Annotated in this window: 1 pseudogene; it reads right to left on the bottom strand. The window is 54.7% G+C overall.

What is annotated here, in order from left to right:
• A pseudogene (locus HMPREF0183_RS11225) lies at positions 1-453 on the bottom strand (HNH endonuclease signature motif containing protein); the annotation flags it as partial.
• Between the last annotated feature and the right edge of the window lie 88 nt (positions 454-541).

A 541-nucleotide genomic window follows, 5' to 3' on the forward strand; every position in this document is an offset into this window, starting at 1 on the left:
CCGCACTTCAGTCGTTTCACCATTGTTCTCAGTAATGAACAAGGCTTGTTGTTCATCCGTTAACGTGGCAGAAAACGCTTCTATGTGGTTGGCGAGGATCGCCCTGGCTGTTCCACGCACACGCTGATAAAACGCTTCCATCTCCAACACAGGCCCCGTCAGCGACAACGTGGCTGTACCATCATCATTCACCCAATACGACACTCCCCGGTTACGTTTCGCGTTCTCCACCCGGGTTTCAGGAGTCATAAGCATCGCAAGGATTTCGCCTACGTGTCGTCTGTAGGTTTTCCAGGGCACGTCCACACGCTTGTTGGTGAGCATGTCATCAAACACGGGGATACACACCCCAGCACGCCCCACCCTGCCAGCCGTATATAAGACCCGGTCAAACCCGACCACACCGGCCTTAGCCAAGGCCCAGAGTTTGGGCATGAGCACGACTGCTGTCATGATTTTCCGCACCCGGGTTATGAGCTGGGACCGTGTGCAATCTAAAAGCTTCGCCAGCACCCCTTCTGTCGGGGTAGGTAACTCATCA

The sequence above is a fragment of the Brevibacterium mcbrellneri ATCC 49030 genome, assembly GCF_000178455.1.
In the GTDB taxonomy this organism is placed as follows: Bacteria; Actinomycetota; Actinomycetes; order Actinomycetales; family Brevibacteriaceae; genus Brevibacterium; species Brevibacterium mcbrellneri.